15 protein-coding genes are annotated in these 14,410 nt (G+C 60.6%); 11 read left to right on the forward strand and 4 right to left on the reverse strand.

Going from position 1 to position 14,410, the window contains the following annotated elements; genetic code table 11:
• Positions 1-12: 12 nt before the first annotated feature.
• The 3 genes from JNM85_08725 to JNM85_08735 are packed head-to-tail and all read left to right on the forward strand — an operon-like array spanning position 13 to position 5,293.
• The gene (locus tag JNM85_08725) at positions 13-1,137 is read left to right on the forward strand and encodes a vitamin K epoxide reductase family protein (protein ID MBL8088135.1); all 1,125 of its coding nucleotides are present in this window, start codon (positions 13-15) and stop codon (positions 1,135-1,137) included.
• Positions 1,137-2,231, forward strand: a complete 1,095-nt coding sequence (mnmA, locus tag JNM85_08730; GenBank protein MBL8088136.1) for a tRNA 2-thiouridine(34) synthase MnmA — start codon at positions 1,137-1,139, stop codon at positions 2,229-2,231. The genes JNM85_08725 and mnmA overlap by 1 nt, the downstream gene beginning before the upstream one ends.
• Positions 2,232-2,272: 41 nt before the next feature.
• On the forward strand, positions 2,273-5,293 hold the full coding sequence (locus JNM85_08735; protein MBL8088137.1) for a hypothetical protein: 3,021 nt from the start codon (positions 2,273-2,275) through the stop codon (positions 5,291-5,293).
• Here JNM85_08735 and JNM85_08740 read toward each other — a convergent pair.
• The 4 genes from JNM85_08740 to JNM85_08755 form a co-directional block, all read right to left on the reverse strand.
• Positions 5,283-5,954 carry a flagellar brake protein gene (locus tag JNM85_08740; protein ID MBL8088138.1) on the reverse strand — a complete coding sequence of 224 codons (672 nt, stop codon included), beginning with the start codon at positions 5,952-5,954 and terminating at the stop codon, positions 5,283-5,285. The genes JNM85_08735 and JNM85_08740 overlap by 11 nt on opposite strands.
• A 9-nt stretch (positions 5,955-5,963) precedes the next feature.
• Positions 5,964-7,460 (reverse strand): hypothetical protein, encoded by a 1,497-nt coding sequence (locus tag JNM85_08745; protein ID MBL8088139.1) that lies wholly within the window; start codon positions 7,458-7,460, stop codon positions 5,964-5,966.
• 1 nt (position 7,461) lies between these two features.
• A complete protein-coding gene (locus tag JNM85_08750) occupies positions 7,462-8,583 on the reverse strand; it encodes a tetratricopeptide repeat protein (protein MBL8088140.1) in 1,122 nt (373 codons plus the stop codon).
• Positions 8,584-8,695: 112 nt separating this feature from the next.
• Positions 8,696-9,016: a hypothetical protein gene (locus JNM85_08755; GenBank protein MBL8088141.1), complete on the reverse strand. Its 321-nt coding sequence runs from the start codon at positions 9,014-9,016 to the stop codon at positions 8,696-8,698.
• 220 nt (positions 9,017-9,236) lie between these two features.
• Here JNM85_08755 and gcvT point away from each other — a divergent pair, with 220 nt between their 5' ends.
• From gcvT to JNM85_08795, 8 genes are all read left to right on the forward strand, one after another.
• Positions 9,237-10,322 (forward strand): glycine cleavage system aminomethyltransferase GcvT, encoded by a 1,086-nt coding sequence (gcvT, locus tag JNM85_08760; GenBank protein ID MBL8088142.1) that lies wholly within the window; start codon positions 9,237-9,239, stop codon positions 10,320-10,322.
• Positions 10,323-10,371: 49 nt separating this feature from the next.
• Positions 10,372-10,680 (forward strand): hypothetical protein, encoded by a 309-nt coding sequence (locus JNM85_08765; protein ID MBL8088143.1) that lies wholly within the window; start codon positions 10,372-10,374, stop codon positions 10,678-10,680.
• 123 nt (positions 10,681-10,803) lie between these two features.
• Entirely contained in the window at positions 10,804-11,106 is a 303-nt protein-coding gene (locus JNM85_08770; GenBank protein ID MBL8088144.1) for a hypothetical protein, read from the forward strand.
• A gap of 14 nt (positions 11,107-11,120) precedes the next feature.
• Positions 11,121-12,041 (forward strand): carbohydrate kinase family protein, encoded by a 921-nt coding sequence (locus JNM85_08775; protein ID MBL8088145.1) that lies wholly within the window; start codon positions 11,121-11,123, stop codon positions 12,039-12,041.
• Positions 12,042-12,057: 16 nt separating this feature from the next.
• Complete coding sequence (gene mntR, locus JNM85_08780; protein ID MBL8088146.1) at positions 12,058-12,468, forward strand: manganese-binding transcriptional regulator MntR; 411 nt, start codon at positions 12,058-12,060, stop codon at positions 12,466-12,468.
• 109 nt (positions 12,469-12,577) lie between these two features.
• Complete coding sequence (locus JNM85_08785; protein MBL8088147.1) at positions 12,578-13,132, forward strand: DUF1579 family protein; 555 nt, start codon at positions 12,578-12,580, stop codon at positions 13,130-13,132.
• A 25-nt stretch (positions 13,133-13,157) separates the two neighbouring features.
• The gene (locus tag JNM85_08790; protein ID MBL8088148.1) at positions 13,158-13,772 is read left to right on the forward strand and encodes a DsbA family protein; all 615 of its coding nucleotides are present in this window, start codon (positions 13,158-13,160) and stop codon (positions 13,770-13,772) included.
• Entirely contained in the window at positions 13,765-14,409 is a 645-nt protein-coding gene (locus tag JNM85_08795) for a dihydrofolate reductase family protein (protein MBL8088149.1), read from the forward strand. The genes JNM85_08790 and JNM85_08795 overlap by 8 nt, the downstream gene beginning before the upstream one ends.
• Position 14,410 lies beyond the last annotated feature (1 nt).

The following is a 14,410-nucleotide window of genomic DNA, read 5'->3' on the forward strand; positions in this document are numbered from 1 at the left end:
TTTAATCTGTCGGTGAAAGCAGTTACCCTGAATCGAGTGCTCACGGTCCTGACCTTTGTGGGTATCTACATTGCGGGCTACCTTTCGCTGAGCCACATGATGGGGAAGGCCATTCCCTGCGGCGCGAGCGGTGGTTGCGCCGCAATCGCTTCTCACCCTTCCTCGAAGATCGGTAACATTCCCGTCGCCGTTTTCGGTCTCATGGCGTATCTCCTGCTCATGGCGCTCGCCGTCGCCCGCAGCCGCGCCGATCGTCCCGCCGCGAACACCTTGAATCGCCTTGGATTCTGGATTTCAGGAACAGGCACTCTCGTCAGCATTGGTCTGACTCTCTTCTCTTTCGTCGCGATCCAGCCGTGCGCGTGGTGCCTCGCCTCGGCGATCACGATGACGCTGATCTTCCTTCTGCACGCCTTCCTGCTTAATCAGCCCGACCAAGTGACGCCAACTTGGAACATGGACCGAACCGTCGCGGGCGTCTGCTTCATCTTGGCAATAGGCGGGCTTGGAATGGGTGCAGCCCAGCTCAGCCGAGCCGGGGACTACGCCGTCGACGCGAACCAAGCGATCAAGTCCCTCCTCCCCGAAAACTTCGTGATCGATCCCGCTATCCACCTCCAGGGTGATCCGAAGGCGAAGGTCACGGTGGTGGAGTTTGCCGACTTCTTCTGCCCCAGTTGCCGGGAAGCATTTCCCAAGCTCAAAGGAGCATTCCGCCAGTACGGCGGGAAACTGCGCGTCGGGTTCACCCCGTTTCCGATGTACACGCTCCAAGGGCACGAGCAGTCGCTCCCTGCGAGCCTGGTCGCGCTTGAGGCGGGAAAGAAAGGAAACTACTGGGCGGCCGTCGAACTGTTTTTCACAACGCCGACCGAGCAGATGGCCTCCATGGAGCAGATCCTGGGGATGGCTCGCAACCTTGGACTTGATGCCACCGCGCTAGGGGAGCGGATCGCCAAGGCGGACGATTCGCTGATCGACCCGCTGAGCAAGATCATGGAGTACGCCACCAGCAAGGGCGTAGACCGAACCCCCACATTCATCGTTTTTGCCGAGGGAGTCCCGCCTCGATACGTAGCAAGAGATCTGACCGAAACCCTGAACTCGTCCCCCTATCGCGAGCTCCTAGCACCGTAATGGCGAAGAAGAAAGAGACAGTACTCGTCGCCATGTCCGGCGGCGTAGATAGCAGCGTGGTGGCCGCGATCCTTGCAGAACGTGGCTACGACGTCATTGGCGTGACCATGCAGATCTGGCAGGAGAGCCAGCGCGACCCACGCCACGCGGGATGCTGCTCGCTCGGGGCTGTCGAAGACGCCCGGCGCGTTGCGCGCGTGCTCGGAATCCCGCACTATGTTGTCAACTTCAAGGATCAATTCCGCAACACGGTGATTCAGTACTTCATCGACGAATACACCGCTGGTCGCACGCCAAACCCCTGCGTTCAGTGCAACAAGAAGGTCAAATTCGAGGCGCTCATGGACACGATGCGAGACCTCAATTGCGACCGGATCGCGACTGGCCACTATGCCCGAGTGCGGCGCAACAGCCAGGGTAAGTACCGTCTCCTCCGTTCCAAAGGCGGTGCGAAGGACCAAAGCTACGTGCTTTACATGCTTGGCCAGGAGCAGCTCCGGGCGGCCATGTTCCCTCTTGGCGAGCTCGACAGTAAGGCCGAGACCCGGACCATGGCTGAGCGATACGGCCTCTCAGTCGCGCATAAGCCCGACTCCCAGGAGATCTGCTTTGTGAGCGAGGCTGGCGGATACACGGAATTCCTGCGCAAGGAGCGGCCCGAGACTTTCGCGCCCGGCCAACTCGTGGACAGCGCAGGTCGGACTCTCGGGCAGCACGAGGGAGTGGCGGGATTCACCGTCGGTCAGCGGCGCGGAATCCAGCTCACGGTCGCAAATGGTCGCCCCTTGTATGTCCTCAAGCTGGACCCCAAGCAAAATCGCGTGGTCGTCGGCCATGAAGAGGAGCTCCTCCAGCGCGAAGTCGAGCTCCTCGACGTCTCATGGAACGAGTCGTTCCGGTTGGATGAGCCGATGCGTGTAACCGCCAAGATCCGTTACAACATGGCACCGCAGCGCGCAATGCTCATCCCCGGCCCTCAGCCCTTGATACGGTTCGCCGAGCCGATCCGCGCAGTCACTCCGGGTCAGATCGCGGTCGCATTCCGAGGTGAATCGGTGGTCTGCGGCGGCACAATCGCAGCACCGAAATCCTGAGGGACTTTTCATGCATCACCATTTTGGGCTAAGGTGCACCTATGCCTCGTGCCGTTCGTTTTTTTGCGCTCGCTCCTCTTCTCTTCGTCGTCGCCACCACATCGCAGGCCCAAGTCGATCCTGACCTCTACGCTGGCCTGCAGTGGCGTGAGATTGGTCCTTGGCGTGGGGGGCGCTCGACCGCAGTCACCGGCGTCGTGGGTCGTCCGAAAGAGTTCTATGCGGGATTCACCGGCGGGGGTATCTGGAAATCGGTCGATGAAGGCGAGAACTGGCTCAACGTCTCGGACAAGTTCTTGCGCAAGAGCGGATCGGTCGGGTGCATCGACGTCAGCTTGAGCAATCCGGACATTGTCGTTGCGGGGATGGGCGAGAACGCCCCGCGTGGCAACATCACCCACGGCGATGGCGTTTGGCGGTCCGAAGACGCGGGCGCAACGTGGAAGAATATCGGCCTACAGGACACGCAGACCATCGGTCGCGTTCGGATCCATCCCACCGATCCGAACACGATCTACGTCGCGGCGATGGGACACATTTACGGCCCCCACCCCGACCGAGGGGTCTACAAGACCACCGACGCAGGCAAAACCTGGAAGAAGATCTTGTTCGCGAACGATCGCACCGGCGCGGTGGACATCTGCCTGGAACCAAAGAACCCAAACGTCGTTTACGCTACCACCTGGGAAATTTGGCGCACGCCGTTCTTCTTGAACTCCGGCGGTCCCGAGTGCAGACTCTGGAAATCGACAAACGGCGGAGACACCTGGACCGACTTGAGCCGCGCGCCGGGCCTGCCCCAGTCGGGACTCCTGGGCAAGATTTGCATCGATGTCTCGCCCGTCGATCCCAAGCAAGTGTGGGCCACCGTCGAGCACGCCGATAAGGGCGGCCTGTATCGATCGAACGATGCGGGAGCAACCTGGACGCTGGCGAGCGGCAGTAGCGCGATACAGCAACGACCCTGGTATTTCTACCGTGTCATTGCGGACACGAAAGACAAGGAAACGGTCTACGTCCTGAATGTCATGATCCACAAATCCACCAACGGCGGGAAGCAGTTCTCCAGCCTCGTCGCTGGCCATGTGGACAACCACGACCTGTGGATCGACCCAAGCGACAACAAGCGCATCATCAGCGCCAACGATGGCGGCGCGGCGGTCAGCATTGATGCGGGGCGTGCCTGGTCCAAGCAAGACTTCCCCACCGCGCAGTTCTATCACGTCTCGGCGGACAACGCCCTGCTCTATCGCTTGTTAGGTTGCCAGCAAGACAATAGCTCGGTGCGGATCTCCACGCGCGTCTTTGGTGGATTGATCGACGAAGACGCCTGGACTTCGAGCGCCGGGGGCGAGAGCGGCTACATGGTCGCCGACCCGCTGAATCCCGATGTGGTCTTCGGAGCGAACTACGGGGGCTACTTGGAGCGGCAGAACCATGCGCTCAATATCAGCCGTGACATTAGCGCATGGCCTGAGCAACTGACCGGCCAGGGCGTCGAGTCGATCCGCCACCGATTCCAATGGACCTTCCCCATCGTCTTCTCGCCGCACGACCCGCGCACCATGTACGTGGGCTCGCAGCATGTGTTGCGAAGCACAGACTACGGTGGATCATGGCACTCGATTTCGCCTGATTTGACCACGAACGACAAATCGAAACAGGTTGCAAGCGGCGGGCCGATCACGCGCGACAACACCGGCGTCGAAGTCTATTGCACGGTCTTCACGATTGCAGAGTCGCCGCTGAAGCGGGGCATGATCTGGGCCGGATCCGACGATGGATTGGTCCACGTAACGAACAATGCGGGAGGTTCGTGGACAAACGTCACACCGAAGCAGATGCCGAAGAATGGTCTTTGCAGCATGGTGGAAGCATCGCCGCACCGCGTTGAGACCGCGTTCCTCGCGGTGGACAACCACGAAAACGACGATCTCCGACCGTACATCTTCATCACCACCGACGGCGGCAAGTCGTGGTCAAATCAGACGACCGGCATTCCGAGCGACACTTACGTCCGTGTGGTGCGCGAAGACCCCGTGGTGGTAGGCATGCTGTACGCGGGGACCGAGTCGGGCGTATACGTAAGCTTCAACGGCGGCGCGAACTGGCAGTCGCTGCAGACAAACTTGCCCGTCGTACCAATTCACGATCTGATCATCAAAGCGGACGACCTGTGCGCTGCGACGCATGGACGCTCGTTCTGGATCTTGGACAACCTCGTGAGCCTGCGCCAGATGATCGGGCGAAAAAAGGACCAGGTCAGTCTCTTCGCACCGAAGCCCGCCAATCCGATCAACTTCGGGCTGGGTCGCGTTGTTCCAGCAACGACTGCTGGCCGAAATCCGCAGGGCGCGATGGTGATCGACGCCTACTTCCCCGCTGCTCCCAAGAGTTGCAAGCTGGAAGTCGTGGATGCGGCAGGCGAGGTAGTCAATACGTCCGAGCCGAGGCCCACCGCAGGGTTCAATCGTTGGTCGGTGACACCCCGCTATCGAGGGGTCACGCTCACCGGCGTACGCATGTGGGGCGGCGGTCCATCTAGCATCAAGGCACCTCCCGGAAACTACACCGTGCGGCTCACGACAGACGAAAAGACCCTGACAGTTCCCATCCGATGGAATCGCGACCCCCGGTTTGATTCGACGGACGCCGACCTGATGGAGCAATTCCGGTTTTCGCGGCAGATCAGCAACCGCGCGGCCGAAGGGTTCTTGGCTCTAACCAGCCTGCGTCGCGATCGGGACCGAATCAACCGCTTGGCGAAAACCGAGGAGCAGAAGGCTGCCGCCAAGCCTGCACTCGATGCCCTCAAGGCAGTCGAGGACATCCTGGATCAAGTCAATGCCGAGAACAGCCAAGACTTCTTGAACCACCCGGTGAAGCTGATTAACAAGCTCTCCTCGCTGGTTGGAGTCGTGCAAAGCGGTTGGTATGCGCCGACCAAGCCTAGCTACGAAGTGTTTGCCATGCTCGACGCCGACCTCGCCCGGGTGCTTGCGGATTACAAGACGGCTTCGGAGAAGTTAGTGCGACCGCTACTCGTGGAGCTTACGAAGTAGCAGGACTGGTGTGCGCGGGGATTGGGGGCAGATCGTCTGCAAACCTGATCCTCGTGCACGTCCCCTGGCCCTCATCGTAGGCGACGGGGATACAGTCAATGATCCAGCCGAGTACATTTGCCCCCAACTCGGGGATGCGCACGCGCACGACGTCACCCGCGTTGAAGGTCCCTTTGCTTAGGAACTTCCCGCCTCGGATCGAGACGTCAACCAGTTCCGCGGGCTCTTCGTTCAGGAGCGCTTCGGTCCCCGCATAACGCACGATACGGTTGCTCTCTCGGCGGTTCACCACTGACGGTGCTTCCGGCTTTTCGAGAATGAACGAGTGTCGGCGCGGGTCACGGGAGATGACTTCGGTGTGGAAGAGGACGACCTTGTCTTGGACCGGTGCTTCGATGATCAGCTCTTGGCCCACTCGCAACGGGACAAAGTGGCTGCGTTGCAGTGGGGCGCTGACCTCTAAATGCCCTTCGCGCCACCCGATGAATCGGGCACGATACACGCCGCATTCAGATTTCACCCGCACCACTGCCTCGGGGGCGATACCCTCAAGGAAGTGGCGACGGCCGCGAAGCCGGTATTGAGTGACTACGTATCCGAATGCCATGGCGAGGACAAAACTTAGCGCAAAGAACTGCAGCGTTTGGAGTATCGACTCCATTCCTATTCCTCATTTGCCGCCGAATTCTTGATCCATTGCCTCGCGAATCCGGGCGAAATACTGGAGTGCCTCGCCAAGACTCAGAGTCGCTTCGGCACCCATGTCGGAATCGCCGCTCGACGCAAAGTTTGCAAGCTCACTCGTGGCTTGCATGAGCAAATCTTGTGCCAATCGTCGGAGATCGTGCGATTTCTGATGCGCAGACGGCGGCTGGACTCCGCGCATGAACCCTGCCAGGCCCTTCGCGATTGCCTGAAGCTTCGTGGCTTTTGCAATCGCCTCGGGGGTGCGAGGGCGGCCAGTTGCGTGCTGCAAAGCATCGCGCGCCATGTCGGAGACGGTCACCATGCGCCGGTCGATCGCTGCCATCGCCCAGCGATACGTGTTATCGTAGTCGCGGGGCTTCAAGCCCCCGGCTTCGGCCATCGACTGAGACATCTGCGGCTCGTTGCCTTGCATCGCCGCCAATGTGGCCAGTCCCATCGCAGCCTCAAACGACGGTGAAAGCTTGATCGACTCCCGGAACGCCGCCTCGGCTTTGACCATGTCGTCCAATGCCAGATACACCTTCGCCTGGGCAAGCTGACTCAGTGCAGTGTTCCCCTCGCGCGCTCTCAAATCGTTCAGAAGCGACTGAGCCTGCGACGGGTCCCCGAGCTCAACCCAAACCTCTGCCGCGAGCAGTAGGAACTCTCGGTTGGCCACACTCAGCGAAGCAAACCGTTGCGCTTCATCGGCCGCCTCTGCCCGGAGTCCGCGTGCCAGGAGCAGCTGAACCAAGAGTCGTCGATACTCCGGTTCGAGCGGATTCGTGTCGATCGAACGACGCAGCGAAACGATCGCCTCAGTCACCAACCCTTGGCGCATGAGCGCCTGAATCGACGTCAGGACCTTCGTCTTGTCAGGCAGAACCGGATCGTTGTTCTTCGGGTCGACAGGGGGCTGGACCGGATCGTGCCGCGGAGTCACCGGAGCATCGTCAGCCGGGAGAGCGCTCGCTTGCAGACCCTTGAACGGTCCCTGATCGAGCAATATCCGCCACGTGTTCGCGAGTGTCATGCCCGCGGACTGCCAGTCTGCGACGCCATCCACCTGCGCCTTGAACTGTTTCGTATCGGTCCAGACCGGACGAGCACCCGAAGGTCGGTAGAGCATCGCACCGCCGTTCGCGGCACCCTCGGACTTCACGCCAGTCACGACCAAGATGTAGTCGGCCTTGACGGCGCGAGCGACCGTTTGTAGCTCGGTGATCGACGGGGCCTTCGAGTTTGGGGCTTGCCCCGCGGCCTTCCACTGCTGGAAAAGCCGATCCTCCGACCCCCAGGCAACCGCGCGAACTTTGCGCGCTTCGTTCAGTTGCTGCGCCATCGAAGCCTGAACCGCGATGTTCGGATCCCGATCGTCCTCGACTGCGGCAAGCTGCTGATAAACGATGACCGTCGGGGTGGCATAGCCAGCAACGGGCACCGAGAAAACCGCAAAGAGGGCAACGGGAGCGAGGCGCAAACTAGCCTCCTAGCACCTGGAGCGCAGTCCGGCAGGCGGCGAGCGCCGCACGAGACGAATCGTCGTTGCGACGCTCGTACGCGGCGATTGCGCGGCGGTAGCACTCCTTGGCGTCACTCTTCCGACCCAGCTTTTCGTAGCACTGGGCCAGTCGTTGGTTGATCGAGCCCGCGTCTCCGCCCGCACTCAACGCCTTCTCGTAGGCGTCCGCCGAACCCGCATAGTCACCCGTCGCGTAGCGCTGGCGCGCCACTCGTACCAGGTTTGCCGCGTCCCCACCGAGGCTCTCGCTGCCACCAACTGGCCTCGAACCCGAGTCCTTTGAAGGCGTGATCTCGATGATGCCGGGCGGGCGCTTGACCTCTGCTGGCTTCGAGCCGTCCGTCTTGGTGCTGGTGACCGGGCCTGGATCCGGGTCGCGCGATTCGACCTTTGGGTTTGTGTCGGCCGGTCGATCGTTCGGAACAATCTTGATTGGGCCGATCGGCATCGGCTCAACCGTCGGTGGACCGGAGCGCGCAGCCGCAGGAAGCGTGCCGTCCGCGCTAGTGCGCGTTGCGACCGGAGCGCTGGCCTCGGTTCGTTGGGGTTCAGGCTGGCTTGCGGTTTCGGAGCCTCGATCGACCGGCGTCGCAGTTCCTGCACCCTGCGTCATCGCGCCAGCGGCAGTTGGCGTTGCTTGTTGCACGACCGGCTGATTGGGTTGCGAATCGGTTACTGGAACCGACTGTCCACGGAGGGCCAATGCTGCGCCGACGCACCCGACCAGTACCATCGCCGCGAGTCCCGCGCCGAGAGCGGCACCCTTTCTTGGTGGCGGAGCCGCCAAGGACTTTCCTTGCAACTGGTTGCGCAGGTGGGTCAGCTTGATCCGGTCCAGGGGAGAATCGGGATGGAGCTCAGCGACGTGCTCGTACGCATCAAGTGCCAGAGCGAGTTCGCCGAGCCGTTCCTGCGCGTCCCCCAGGAGAGCGTACGCTTCGTAGCAGCCGGGGTGATGGGCGAGCGCTTCTTTGGCGGTGAGCACGGCCTCTTCGGCCCGCCCCTCCTCAAGCATCTCTTTGCCCGCGGACAGCAATGCACCCAGTTCAGTCTCCGCTGCGGCGATGGCCTCGGAATCCAAGGGAGATCCACACGATCGACAGAATCGACTGTCGAGCGTGCTGGTTTTCGAACATGCGGAACAAGTCACCATAGGCACATCACCGGTCAGGGCGGCGCACCCTGGATTGTACCTAGCGCCGCTTCGCGAACCGACCACGCCGGATCTCGGCCTGATAGACCTCGGACAGCCCGGCGTACGGATAGACGTATTCAGACCGGCAAATCTTCTTGAGTGCCTGACGAAAAATGTTCTGCGCACCCTGTTTACTGTGCCCTGCCTCGCGACCGATCTCTTCGAAAGTCCACCCGCTGATCCGCTTGAAAAAGATGTCATGCTGACGCGCGGTCAAGGCGGCCAGCCGGCCGATGATCAGCCACTCGCGACGCAGCAGATAGCCTGCCGACGGGTCCAATTTTCCCAGCGGCAGCCGAATCTCGCGCCGTGTCGCCATTTTCAGCTTTCTTTCGAAACTCTCCTCTCCATAGTGCGGACACCGGGGGTCCCGCTCCACCAACGATAGGAGGCTATCGGCCACAACAGAGAGCCTATTGGTACGAATCATTGCTCACCTCATTACTATACATTTGTCTACTTACTAGTAATAGGATCGGGCCGAATTTGTCAACCACAGAACGCGTCGATTGGGCCGAGACGGTTGGTATCCTTGGGGCATGAACGAGCTCTCCCTCCGCACTCCGCTCCATGCAGCTCACGTTCGAGCGAGCGGCAAGATGGTCACCTTCGCCGGGTACGACATGCCCGTGCAATATGATGGAGGCATCATCGCTGAGTCCAAAGCCGTGCGCACCGGAGCGGGCATGTTTGACGTCTCCCACATGGCAAGACTGAACTTGGTGGGAGAGCGCGTTTTTGAGTACCTGGAATGGGTCACCACCAATGACGTCAGCAAATTGAGCGACGGCGTCGGCCAGTACTCGCTGCTGCCCAATGACCAGGGCGGCGTGGTGGACGACATCATCGTCTACCGGCTGCGCGAGCACGAGTACGTGATGGTCGTGAATGCTGCGAACCACGCCAAAGACGTGGCGTGGCTCAACCGTCAGAACCAGTTCGACGTGCAGATGACCGACAACACCGACGCCAGCGCGATGATCGCAGTGCAGGGACCCCGTGCGACGGAGATCCTCGCAGGGCTATCCGGCGACGGCGAAGCCATGAGAGCCGCCCCGCTCTTCGGACTGTTAAACACCCAGATCTCGGGCGTGTCCGTACTCGCCGCCCGCTCGGGTTACACGGGCGAGGACGGCTTCGAGTTGATCTGCCCGGCCGAGGAATCGGAGAAGCTCTGGAATGCGCTCGTCGAGGCGGGCGTTGTACCTTGCGGGCTCGGCGCACGCGATGTGCTCCGGGTCGAGGCTGGGCTGCCTCTCTACGGTCACGAACTGACCGACGAGCTCAGCCCCCTGACCGCCGGGTTGGGTTGGGTGATATCCAAGACAAAGTCGTTTGTTGGCGCGGAGTTCGTGCAGGCCGCGCGTGCGTCCGGCACGCCGACGAAGCTTTTCGGAATTAAGATGAACTCGCGGCGCATCCCTGCGCCCGATATGGTCGTATCCGCCGGTGGCCGGCAGATCGGCTCCATGAGCAGCGGCGTTTACTCGCCCTTGCTGGAGTGCGGGATTGGCTTCGCGTTCCTCGCTCCGGACACCACGATTGGCCAAGAAATCACCGTGAATATTCGCGGCGCCGAGGAGCCAGGTTCAGTGGTCCAAAAGCGATTCATGAAACGAGGCTGATAAGTCTGAAAATTTCGGCGTAGACTTCCAATAGCAAACTTAGCAAGCTATGTCGCAGACACTTTTACAACCGATTCTGGGGCTCGATGTTGAGTTCCCAAACACCCTGTACCTCATCCACCATCCGGCGAGTGACAAGTACGGTTGCTACTTCCATGATGGGGTCAACGGGCTCGCCTGCTTCAGTCAGCAGTCGGGAGCGATTCGGTTCGCGGAGTTCATCGACATGGTCGGGATGGTGTGTCTCGAGGTCTCTTTTGACGAGGCACGAGAAATCGCCAAGCAGCGCCCCATGCCCATCGTGAGCCTGATGCTCCTGGACAATCTGGATGCTCCCAAGATCCACTACGTCCGCTAGGTCCTGCTATTTGAGCGTGAATCTCGCAAGCCTCCGAGCCTTTGGCGGCAATATTGCGTCCTAGAAAGGAAACAAACGGGCCTCGATTCTCGTCGGGGAAATCGTCAACGGAGACAAAACCCTATGTTCAGACTACTGTACTGGATCGTTGAAGAGGTTCGACCGGATGGGTCGAGCAGCGCCACTGGAATCTACACGAGCATCCACGATTTGAAGGAGAAAGGTCTCCGTCGAATCGACGGAGATGCCAACGCCCTTCGCCTGTCGCTGGTCAAAGTCGATAGCATGAAGGCTCCACTTGGAGTTTGGATGGCGGACGACGCGCGCCAACTCGAAGCCGACATGCAGGCTTACATCGAGACTGGCGAATTCACATCGAGCATGGTTGAAGACCTACTCGAAGCCTTCTCGGCGACAACGCGCTAAACTAAGCGCTAATAATGCTCGTCTACGGGACCGTCTGCCTGGATCGCATCCGCCACGTCGTGAGCCTCCCCAAGAAGGGTGGCTACGCCGAGATACTCCGCGAGCATCAGATGCTGGGCGGCGAAGCTTCGAACACCGCATGCGCGCTCAGCGCTTGGGGTCAGAAATTCGAGCTGTTCGGCAACGCCCTCGGTATCGGGCACCAGTCCGACTTCGTGCGGCAGTGTCTCGCCGATCGCGGGTTGCTGCTCGTGAGCCCGGACAACGCGGACCATCCCGCCCCGTTCTGCGACATCTACGTCACCGCCGATGGAGACCGTACGATCTACGGCTTTGGGTTCTTGAGGATGGAAGACGAAGTCGATCCATCCCTCGCTCCGTACCAGCGAGGCGAGTGGTTCACCTCTGAGCCCAATCACGGGCTCGCAGCGTGCCGAGCCATCGAATTAGCTGCTGCCGCGGGCATGAAGATTTACCTGCAAGATTTCGTCTTGCCGGGTCAGCCCATCCCGGCCGGTTGCGTACTTCAGAGCAGTACTGACTGGGCTGGCAAGCGCGGCAACATCCAGAAGAACCTGCAGTGGGTGGAGGGCTTTGCCAAAGAGCACCATTGCACCACGATCCTCAGCGACGGACCCAACGGGTTCACCCTGGCGCTACCCGACGGCAGCGCGCACGCCTTTCCACCCTTCCCGTGTCCAATGGTCGTGGACTCAACGGGCGCGGGCGACGTGTTTCGGGCGGGCATGCTCTTCGGACTTGATCAAGGCTGGCCACTCGGTCGCTGCCTTGCCTACGCCTCCGCAGCGGGGTGTCTCAATTGCCGCGATTGGGGCGGGAACCAGGGTATCCCCTCTCGCGAGGAGATTGAGGAGCTGATTCGCGCAAACCCCAGCGTGGCTCGTCACTATGAATTTGACCTTTCGGTATGCTGAACTCACCACCTGCGCCATGAACCGTTACGAACGCACGCGCCTGGATCACAGCAGCGAAATCGCCGAAGACTACGTGGAGTTGATCGCGTCGCTCATCGTTGAGAAGGGCGAGGCACGAGTGGTCGATGTGGCCAGCCGACTGGGGGTCTCCCAAGCGACGGTCTCAAAGACGCTGCAGCGGCTCAGCCGCGAAGGGCTGCTGCGTAGCGAGCCGTACCGCTCGATCTTTCTCACCGATGCGGGTCACGATGTCGCCCGCAAGTCCCGCGAGCGGCACGAACTCGTAGTGGCGTTCTTGATCGCGCTGGGAGTCTCGCGCGAGGCCGCCCAGGCCGACGCCGAAGGGATTGAGCACCATGTGAGCGCAGAAACGCTCGCTCGTATGGCCGATTTCTGCTCAATGAAAGGCGTCGAACACGGCATTTAGAACCGCAAATGTTAGATCTTACGCGCAGCTCTTGCCATCTCCAGGCAAGTTTGCTATAGTAACTAAATGTCTACGTCGCTGCTCGCGGCGCTAGCGAGGAGAAATCAATATGTTAACGACTCTTGTTGCGTCGTGTTGCGTCCTGGCATCGGCTACCGTCGAGCCCACTCCAGCAGAAATGGCGGAGGCGATGAAGCCACCCAAGGAGATGGCGGTTCTGCAGTCGATGGTCGGCAAGTTCAAAGCCAACATGGGCTACTTCTGGGGCATAAACGAGTCCAAAGGGACGAGTTCCATGTCCAACCAGATGATCCTCAATGGCCGCTATCTGCAGTGCATGGTGGACTACACCGAAACGACGATGGGAACCCAGAGTGGTCTTTTGCTGATGACGTACGACGCAAAGGCGAAGCAGTTTCGCGGCGACTGGCGCGATTCGACCACCGGGACCGTCCTGCAAATGTCGGGGCCAGGAGACAAGAATGGCTTCACGGCGACGAGTGAATTTGCAGAAGACCCCATGATGGGCGGACGGATGCAGGTTGTCGCAAAGTACGAGTTCAAGCCGAAAGGGGTGATCCATTTCAGGTTGGACATGCGTGCGGAAGCGGACCAGTCCAAGTGGATGAAGCTCATGGAAGGCGACTACACGCGCACGAAGTAACGCTCAAAAACGTAGAATGGGCGAGATGAGTCTGAAAATTCGCCTCGCCCACGACTTCCTTTGCCCATGGTGCTGGATCAGCGTTTCGCAAGTGCGAACGCTCACCCAGGAGTTTGATATCGAGGTCGAATGGGAGGGATTCGAGCTCTTCCCGGAGGCCCTGGAATGGCCCGAAGACGCTGGACCCGCGCCCGTGGAGAATCCGGACAAACCGAAGACGCCGTCCCGTCTCGGGCTCGCCTACGCGGCCGAAAACATGGACGCCCCCAAGGCTGTGCGCCCCGAGCACATGCGAACGCACAACGCGCTCCAGGCCGTCGAGTACGCCAAGACCGAAGGCGACCCGTTCCCGTTCATCGAGCGTCTGTACTCCGCTTACTGGGAGAAGGGGCTCGAGATCAACCAACTTGAAGTGCTCAAGCTTCTCGCGCAGGGACTGATCCACGACGTGGAGGCGATGCTGGGGGCCGTGGCAAACCGCCAGTTCGCCGACCGCATCGTCGGGTTCGACGACGACGCCTACGCTGCCGGAGTTTACAACGTCCCAACCTTCTTCATTGCTGGCGAGCGGTATGCGGAGCAACCGACCCGTACCCTCCGGACCGCCATCCGTAACGCTATCACTCCAACCCATGTCTGATGCGCCGTACGAACACTTGCGGCTCCCTCCCGCCCAAGCAGACCGTCCGACCGTCATCATGAACATGATCACGACGATCGATGGCAAGATAGTCACGGGCACACGCGAAGAAGCCGTGATGGACTTGGGCTCCGACGTCGATCATGATGCCATGCGCCAATTGCACGCTGCGGTGGATGCCGTCATCATCGGTGCCGGTTCGCTCAGGGCCACCCCCGGGATCTGGTACGAGGACCGATTGGTTCGCATCGTTGTGTCGCGTTCCGGCGATCTCCCCCCTCGGCCCAAATTCTTCAATGGCCGGGCGTTCGTCGCGGGTCCAGTCAAGCACCCCGTGCATCCGACGCTCCCGTTCTGCGGCGATGTCTCCGCACTCCTGCAAACCCTCCGACAGGTCCACGGAATTGAACGGCTGCTTGTCGAGGGCGGCTCCGAATTGAACGCCCTCTTCTTGCAGGCCGGGGTCGTCGACGAAGTGTTCATGACCCTCGCGCCGAAGATCAAGCTCGGACGCGATGTGCCGACGCTCGCGGACGGCGAGCCGCTTTCGCGCGAAGATGTCCAACAGTGGGAACTCATCTCAGTGCTACCGATCGGCAACGAAGTCTTTTTGCGCTACCGTCGGGAGGAGCGCTAAC

The sequence above is a fragment of the Chthonomonas sp. genome, from assembly GCA_016788115.1.
Lineage (GTDB): Bacteria > Armatimonadota > Fimbriimonadia > Fimbriimonadales > Fimbriimonadaceae > UBA2391.